Genomic DNA, 8,016 nt, shown 5'->3' with positions numbered 1-8,016 from the left:
TTTATGCAAGTTTGTGTGCTTACCAGATTTGTCATGACAATAAGGCAACGATTCAAATCTATGAAGCATTGGCTTAAGCAGGATTCGGGTTAATATTTAGGACATATTAAAAATGACAAGAATGTAATTTTTTAGTCATTCAGTCGTCGTGCTCAGCTTTACATACTAAAGTTCAGGAATTGGCGAGATGCAATCTTTTTTTAGGACTGGTCTTTCCAATACAATTAGTCTTTATTTTTTGAGCGGCAGGATAGTTTCATGAATTTACGTCAACACTTTAGTACTTCACTACGCAGCATCGTCCTGGCTTCAGCAGTTGCCGTCGCAGCCACCAGTGCTTTTGCACACACCACGCTACAAAGTGCATCTCCCGCTATTAATGCTACGGTTAGTACACAGCCGACCAAACTGTTACTTAATTTTGGTGAACCAGTCATGCTGATGAATATTAAACTGGTTGACACTCAACAGAAAAATATTGATCTAAATTATAAAGTCACATCAGACCTTCAACTGGCTCATACCGTGGCGCTACCTGCCCTCCCAGATTCTACCTATACCGTGATCTGGACAACGATGGGTAAAGACGGACACAACATGAGTGGCAAATACAATTTCACTTTAAAACAAGCGCAATAAAATCGGGGCAATTCGGTGTCATCTGATGTTGGCACCGATTCAATCATTAGGATGAGAACTAAGTATGGTCGCTGAGTACTGGTTATGGGCTGGCTGGATTGCAAAAGTGATGTTCTATCTTGCCACAGCGATCAGCATAGGCGGTGCTTTCTCTTATTTACTGTTTTTTAAGTATCAGATACTAAATAAAATTCTTATTAAGTATATGTTTATTGGGGCATCGCTGGGCATACTTTCAAGTATTGCAGGTTTTCTAATTCAGATAGGCAGTTTTGCCAACTCGGGCTGGCTTGGCATATTTGATGCTACGTTTTTTAATATTCTTCTACATACCTCTGTCGGAACGGTTCAGGTCCTACGAGTCTTATGCTTTATAGCGATTACCGCCTTACTGACCTGGAAATACTACAAACAGCCAGCAAAGCCTTCATATATTTTAAGGTTAGCACTAGCAATCTGTTTCCTCACCCTGCTCTTCACATTTTCCCAAATGGGACATGTGACCAATCTATCCATTTTTGCTCAAGGCCTGATTATCCTGCATGTTGGCGCTATGTCTTTATGGATGGGCGCACTATTTCCCTTGTGGCAACTCAGCCGCCGTATTCAGGGAATTTCTCTAAAAGACAGTATGCATTTGTTTGGGAAAATTGCTGCTTTTATTGTTGCTATATTGGTGGCGTGCGGCGCTACCGTAGCCTATTTATTATTAAAAGACTGGAACACGCTACTCACTACTCCGTACGGGCATGGTTTTATCATTAAGCTCGTCTTGGTTAGCTCTATCCTCTTACTTGCCGCATTCAACAAATGGTACTTCACCCCGCGCCTACAATATTCACAATTTGTTAGACACCTTAGCTATGCCATTCTATTTGAAATGATGCTGGGCTTATCTATTTTACTAGTGACTGGCTATATTACCTCAGTCATCGGAATCGAATGAAAGGACAAAACATGAATAAGTTAACAAAAGGACTTGTTTTATTGGTTTTTCTTAACACACCTGTTTGGGCTGAGCAAAAACTCTTAGCCCAAGATATGCAGGCCATGTCAGATGATGAAATGGAACTGGTATCCGATCATGATTCAGCGACATCCGCCCAGGAGAAGGCACAGAAAACTCATGACCATCATCATGACCTACAAAACGATAATCCCAATACTAAACCACAGGAATCTATTATTTATTCAATACCGAAACCTAGTTTAATACCTTTAAGGTAGCTTCTGAAACGCAATACCTTCTATGGAGCGACTTTGAAGGGATACAAATTTTAAGCTAAAACGAACAACAAGGAATATTCTAATGTTAATTCAACCCATTGATATTTTTGTCTACGCATGGCTAGTTATCGCGGTGCTTTCAGCAGCCTATGTGGCCTGGGATCAGTTCCGAGGCAATCCTGAGCCAGCCGTAATGAAATGGGGTTTCGTGCTGGTGACCTTATACATGGGTCCAATTGGCTTACTATTATATGTAATGGCAGACAAAGAACCTGCACCTGGCACCCATGAAGAATTTGTAAAACCATTATGGAAACAGGGTGTTGGCTCCACCGTGCATTGTGTTGCAGGTGATGCTACGGGAATTATCGTCGCAGCAGTTATCACCGCAATGCTTGGCCTATCGATGTGGGTCGACCTGATTGTTGAGTATACTGCCGGTTTCTTGTTCGGCCTACTTATTTTTCAGGCGCTGTTTATGCGCAAAATGATGGGCGGCAGTTATCTTGAAAACGTAAAGCGTAGCTTCCTCCCAGAGCTAATTTCTATGAACTGCATGATGGCCGGTATGGCACCAGTCATGGTTTATTTAATGATGGGGCGCGACATGCGTGCCATGTGGCCTGGAGAGCCACTGTTCTGGGTGGTTATGTCCATTGGTATCATCGCTGGTTTCGCGCTGGCCTATCCAGTGAATGTCTGGATGGTTTCACGCGGCATGAAGCATGGCCTTATGACGGTTCGTCCAGATTCTTCAGATAGCGGAGAACATAACCATTCTTCATCTCATGCTTCGCATCAGGGAAGCCATGGACATGGTGATATGGCGCAAATGAACCATGATTTAGCAGAGCAACCTAGTGATCATACTAGCTCCCAAGCTAAGGATGGTAAGGCGCCAGCGCACTCACATACTAACAGTCAACATGCTGGACAACACGGAGAGCATCATGCAGGTCATGGCGCACCTTCGGTCACTCGGGCGCAGCTTACTGCCGTTACATTTTTTAGCCTTTTTCTTCTGGCCGCTGGTATGACTTTACCAGCAGCATTCTTTAATTTACGGCTATCAGCAGAAGAAGTCGGTGGGATTATCATGCCACCTGGCATGATAATGACGCAGGAAACCTCAGCTGAAGCCATGCGGGATATGGCAGCGGTCGATCCGCGGGATGTGTCGGCAAAATACGATTTAAGTCAGCGCGGTGCGCATATTCTGGAGCCGCGTCTGGAGAATGGCGTTAAGGTATTTGATCTGGATACTTCGGTCATCCGCTGGCAGATTCTTCCTAAAACATTTGTAAATGCTTATGCCTTTAATGGCCAGGTGCCAGGACCAACCCTACGCTTTCGTCAGGGCGACCGTGTCCGGATTAATGTGACAAATCGCCTGCCCGAAACCACCACTGTACACTGGCATGGCTTGGTCCTGCCCAACGTGATGGATGGTGCGGCTCACGTCACCCAGGAACCCATCAAGAACGGGGATATTTATCGCTATGAGTTTACTGCGGTACAGTCTGGCACTTATTTTTATCACTCGCACGACCATGTCGACCGGCAGCAAACCTTAGGATTATATGGCGCATTAATCATTGACCCGGCAAATCCGGCTGATACAATTCCAGCAGACCATGAGTATACCCTGCAACTCCAGGAGTGGCTGGTGCGTGATGGTTTAACTTACCCAGCTATGCCAATGGAAGGAGGCATGCCCAATTACTTTACTATCAATGGTCGTGCTTATCCCTCAACAGATACCATCAAAATGAAAGTAGGTGAAACCCTTAAAGTCCGCTTTATTGGCTCTAGTAGTGGTTTTATCCATCCTATGCATATCCACGGTGGCCCGTTTGTGGTGGTGGCACGTGATGGCGAGACCCTTCCTCCCTCTGCCCGTTTCAAAGCGGATACCATTAATGTAGGTCCTGGTCAGCGCTATGATGTCATCTGGACAGCACTTAAACCAGGTAAATGGATGATCCATTGCCATATTCTGCATCATACTACCAACAATAATGTTGAACATGATGGTGGCGGTGGTTTGATGATGCATATTGAAGTAGAAGGTGACCCCACGACTTAACACTCATATTTCAGAGCTAAAATATTTCTCTCTGTTCTGAACGGTTAAGCATCTAAAAAGCCGACTCTTTACGCTACGAGAGTCGGCTTTTTAACGTACGCTTAAGCCCAGTAATGAATTTCAATGGTAGAGTGTATAATTTAATTCATGCAGGCTCAGCTGATCGCTAAGCTGGCTCGCCTTTAGTTCAGACTATCTCAGTATTTATAATTAAGAACTGTTCCCTTCGTTATGATATTAGGCTAAATTACACCACGAGCTTTCTTACTCATCAATTTGATATGCAGCCTCTCCGAAAATACGCCAAAAGCTTATTAAAGCTAATCATAGCTGCCTATCTTTTGGTGGCTATGGGTGTTTTCTCCTGGTTGCCCGTTATCATTTTAAATTTTGATCAAGCTCATCAGGCAACGGGGCAAGATTCTGGCAATGTCGTCTCATGGATAGTGCATCACACTACAGATGATGTGCATAGTCAAAAGTCAGTTAACCATGATGCTCATCATGCGACTATCTTGCATGAAACCCCTGATCATCTTTTAAAACTGCCCAGCGATGATTTCATCAAATATATGCTAAAAGTAGCATTGCAGTTTGAAATGATCACAGTAATGTCTGCTCTAATACTTCTCTGGGTTTTTTTTATCTTACTTCGAGATATTATCCCCAAGTGTATTGGCATCTTACCCATTTTTGATACACCAGTAAGAAACACAATAACCATACTGACCCGCACAGTTGTACTTCGTCATTGAGCATTCCTGAAGTTTAAGCATCTAAACCAGTTATGACTTTTGTCATGACTAGAGATTTTTGCATTACTCTTTAGGAATCATTATGCGCACCCTACCAACAGCATTAATGCTGATTGGGCTAATTTCGCCTTTGCCTACCTATGCTCAGCTGTCTCTGCAGCAACTCCAGCTGCAGGCGTATCAATTAGACCCACAATTACAGTACCTCATTCGTCAAAATGAAACTGATAATCTCAGAGTCCAACAAAGTGGCCGTTTAGCTAAGCTAACCCGGAAATCGCCATACAGGCAGATAATCTGGGCAACGCCAGCCTAAAAGACCTGGATGGTCCCAATTATGCTATTCAGCTTAATCAGGCTATTGTGCAACAAAGCCTTTTATCAGAGATACATTCCTGTTAAACGTATAGTGGTAGATAGAGTTGGGGAAGTACAGAGAATTGTAGGCGGATTCCCTTTTGTATTTTTAATTGATGGAGATTTCACATCACCGGGTAATAAAATAAGTATTTTATTTATTTTCTGGGATACAGATGAATTTCTTCTGAACTATTTCCTTTTAGACTATTTATTCTGGTTTGGTTTAATTTTGGTTTTTCATTTATTTATCAAAAAGTTGAGAGCAAAAAAATAAGGTGTAGAATATTTATAATGATTGAAATCTTTCTTGGCTCCTTTCTGGCATTGCTATAAATTTTTAGATTTTCGGATGCTTTAGACTTTAGAGCATTAAACAATTAGCAATTCATATAGCGCATATATCAACATTTCTAATTTGCTTTTAAAAACAATGATCGCGTATGCTGTTTTGGTTTAGTTACAAAACCAAAGATAATATGACCGATCTTAAAACTGGAAAGCATGGTGGTGTACGTCCTAATTCAGGCCGTAAGCCGCTGTATGATGAAGAAACAACTGTCATTCGTGTGCCGGTATCCAAAAAGGCCTTAGTGAAAAACTTCCTAAAGCAAACCCTGGATAATACCGGCTCTGCTGTTGTGCCGTTTCCCATGCCTGGCCATGACTTAAATGCTGAGCTGGCTTTACGGCCAGTGCAGGCACTAACCTATTACCAAATCCCCGTTGCCCAGGAACTAATACCGGCAGGCTTCCCTAGCCCGGCTGAAGACCACATTGAAGATGTTCTGGACTTAAACGAGCACCTAATCCGCAACAAAAGTGCGACCTTCGTTGGACGGGTAGGTTCTTTGTCCATGCGTGATGCTGGCTTTGACGTGGGCGATGAAATCCTGATTGACCGTAGTATTGAAGCGCGTCATAAGGACGTGGTGATTGCCATGATTGACAATAAGTTCACCATGAAGCGATTAATGCTGTGTGAATATGACACAAAAACCGATGAGGTTAACCCGGATAGCCTGCATGACTGTGACCGGCTGGAGAATGCAGGCAAGTCCTTAAGTGATGCCCTGCAAGAATTTCATGGGGAAGTCAGCCAGCAGCCGATCTGGTTTAAGGCCGAAAACCCGGACTTTAAAAATATCTATCCAGAGCCAGGGCAAACCATCGTCATTATTGGCGTGGTCACCTATAACATCAAGAAAGTGATTAACCGGTAGCATGGCCATGACTGACCATAGCCGCATATTCGCCCTGGTGGACGTGAATAACTGCTATGTGAGCTGTGAACGTGTGTTCGATCCTACCCTCAACGGCCGTCCGGTCGTTGTCCTGTCCAATAATGACGGCTGTGTCGTTGCCCGTAGCGAAGAAGCCAAAGCCCTGGGCATTAAAATGGGTATACCCGTTTTTGAGATCAGGCCATTAATCCGGCAGCATGGTGTGGTGGTCATGTCGAGTAACTATGCCTTGTATGGCGCGATGTCCCAGCGCTTTATGCGTATTTTGGGTGGGTTTGTTGCTCCAGAGGAACAGGAAGTCTACTCGATTGATGAGTGTTTTCTTGAGCTGACTGCTTATGAACACTTATTTGACCTGACAGAATACGCGCAACAAATGCGGCAGCGCATTAAGCAATGGATTGGCCTGCCCTGCTGTATCGGGATTGGCTCCAGCAAAACTCAGGCAAAACTGGCCAACCACATGGCCAAGAAAAATCCGCTATTTGAGGGTGTCTGCAATTTTCTGGACGCTGACCCCTACCTGCTGGAAAACCTGCTATCAACTGTGGATGTGGGTGAAGTCTGGGGCGTCGGCCGTCAAATCAAAAAACGCCTGAATGCCCTGTCTATCGTATCAGTCATGGACTTGATGATGGCCGATCACACCATGATCCGGCGCTATTTTTCTATTGTGACTGAGCGTACCGTATTAGAGCTTCAAGGCGTATCGTGCCTGGCCATTGAAGACGTAGTGCCGGATAAAAAGCAGATTATTTCCAGCCGGTCATTTGGTGCACCGGTGACAGCAATTGATGACCTGCGCGAAGCCATTACCCTATTCATGCTACGCGCCGTTGATCGCCTAAGAAGCCAAAAACTGTTATGTGCAACCATTGGTGTCACTATTAAAACTAGCCGGTTTGAACAGCCTTACTATAATCCCTATATCACTGTCACATTAAGCCATGCCACCGATGACCGGCTGCTTTTAGTGAAGTCGGCCATGTATGGGTTAGAGCAAATTTTCAAATCTGGCCAGCGTTATAAAAAAGCCGGTGTGATGCTGCTGAATATCGTGCCTGAAGCCAGGTTTATTCCTGATCTGTTAGCCGATCAGGAACAAATCAATGAACGTAAACTACTGACCTTTACCCTGGATGAAATCAACAAGAAATTTGGGAAGGATACGATAGCCATTGGCTCTTGCACGTTTAAAAACCGGAACTGGGCAATGACACAGGCCAACAAGTCACCCAGTTACCTGACGAGCTGGAAGGATGTATGGCGGATTTATTAAGACAATAGCTCCGACAAGCTTACTTTTATCTAACATTTTAATGAGTTTTAAGATTTACATCTCATGCCTTACTTTTTGGCCATTAAGATAAGAAATCAGGTGTGGCCTAATTGCAGTTTTGATTGTGAGACCTCTAAGCCATGTGGTACGTGTTGTACCATCCGGCAAATAGACAATGAGTTCATCATCAAATACGTCGTATTCAACCTTGTGAGTGATTCCCTCAATTGTATATTCCATCATCGCCATAAAATCACCATGTCAAAATTTTGTGACTATTCATGAAATTTAAAGCTTGCCTGTTTAGATAACAATAGCCTGCCGATTAATAAAAGCATTGACCAAACGTAATTCGGAAACTCTGTGAGGCCCTATTGCCAGATTCAACTTCTCTAGATTGGTTTTACTCAATAAATTAGAACCTTGCTT

8 protein-coding genes are annotated in these 8,016 nt (G+C 43.7%); 7 read left to right on the top strand and 1 reads right to left on the bottom strand.

Annotated elements, in window-relative coordinates; translation table 11 throughout:
* The first annotated feature begins 258 nt into the window (after positions 1-258).
* From BKE30_RS15105 to BKE30_RS15065, 7 genes are all read left to right on the top strand, one after another.
* Positions 259-639 (top strand): copper resistance CopC family protein, encoded by a 381-nt coding sequence (locus BKE30_RS15105; protein ID WP_076879388.1) that lies wholly within the window; start codon positions 259-261, stop codon positions 637-639.
* A 64-nt stretch (positions 640-703) separates the two neighbouring features.
* Positions 704-1,585, top strand: coding sequence for a copper resistance D family protein (locus BKE30_RS15100; RefSeq protein ID WP_076879387.1), 882 nt, complete (start codon positions 704-706; stop codon positions 1,583-1,585).
* 11 nt (positions 1,586-1,596) lie between these two features.
* The gene (locus tag BKE30_RS15095; protein WP_143253807.1) at positions 1,597-1,866 is read left to right on the top strand and encodes a hypothetical protein; all 270 of its coding nucleotides are present in this window, start codon (positions 1,597-1,599) and stop codon (positions 1,864-1,866) included.
* An 82-nt stretch (positions 1,867-1,948) separates the two neighbouring features.
* Complete coding sequence (locus tag BKE30_RS15090) at positions 1,949-3,952, top strand: DUF4396 domain-containing protein (protein ID WP_076879385.1); 2,004 nt, start codon at positions 1,949-1,951, stop codon at positions 3,950-3,952.
* Between the two features lie 281 nt (positions 3,953-4,233).
* On the top strand, positions 4,234-4,707 hold the full coding sequence (locus tag BKE30_RS15085; protein WP_076879384.1) for a hypothetical protein: 474 nt from the start codon (positions 4,234-4,236) through the stop codon (positions 4,705-4,707).
* 1,010 nt (positions 4,708-5,717) lie between these two features.
* Entirely contained in the window at positions 5,718-6,287 is a 570-nt protein-coding gene (locus tag BKE30_RS15070; protein ID WP_198938095.1) for a LexA family protein, read from the top strand.
* A gap of 7 nt (positions 6,288-6,294) precedes the next feature.
* Entirely contained in the window at positions 6,295-7,587 is a 1,293-nt protein-coding gene (locus BKE30_RS15065; protein ID WP_076879389.1) for a Y-family DNA polymerase, read from the top strand.
* Positions 7,588-7,641: 54 nt separating this feature from the next.
* Here the strand turns inward: BKE30_RS15065 and BKE30_RS15060 are convergent, their stop codons facing one another.
* Positions 7,642-7,830 (bottom strand): hypothetical protein, encoded by a 189-nt coding sequence (locus tag BKE30_RS15060; RefSeq protein WP_076879380.1) that lies wholly within the window; start codon positions 7,828-7,830, stop codon positions 7,642-7,644.
* Positions 7,831-8,016 lie beyond the last annotated feature (186 nt).

Source organism: Alkanindiges hydrocarboniclasticus (genome assembly GCF_001982605.1).
GTDB classification, from domain to species: domain Bacteria; phylum Pseudomonadota; class Gammaproteobacteria; order Pseudomonadales; family Moraxellaceae; genus Alkanindiges; species Alkanindiges hydrocarboniclasticus.
Note: the sequence above shows the minus strand (reverse complement) of the source record. Positions and strands in the feature narration are given on the sequence as shown.